The sequence below is a fragment of the Rhodococcus sp. P4_F3_2 genome, from assembly GCF_056401335.1.
The window spans coordinates 1-397 of record NZ_JBFUJN010000259.1 but is presented as its reverse complement, the minus strand read 5'-3'; the positions used below and the strand labels follow the sequence as shown (position 1 = coordinate 397).

Here is a 397-nt window from a genome sequence, read left to right as displayed (position 1 = left end):
AGTCCAGCCACTGTTGCCCAACTTTTCTCGTCAGGAGGTTTACTGAAAAAGCATAACACTTTCCAAAGATGTAAAGTATCTTCATCACATTTCTCCCACGTGCGTCCGAAAAGAAAATCAAATAATTCCAACAGTGAGTAACCGGCTTTTCCTAGTTCCTGAATAAGTTGCTGAGCAGGAATTTCATCATCTGCAATGTAAGCTATACTAAGCGCAATAGCTTTAGGATTTCCAGCAGTGGCCGAAATTAGCTCTTCGCGAATTTCACGAGGGCTATTTAATAACTGTTCCATTTGTTCTTGTTTAGTTGAAGAGTTAGACATTTTCATATGTTGTTGCACTTCATAAGAAAGATAGTTAAGAGCATCTTCTTTTTCCAGGCCCTTTAGCTGAATGG

The 397-nt window shown here is 39.3% G+C and carries 1 pseudogene; it reads right to left on the bottom strand.

Annotated elements, in window-relative coordinates:
* Positions 1–397, bottom strand: a pseudogene (locus tag AC1DWA_RS33645) (hypothetical protein); the annotation flags it as partial.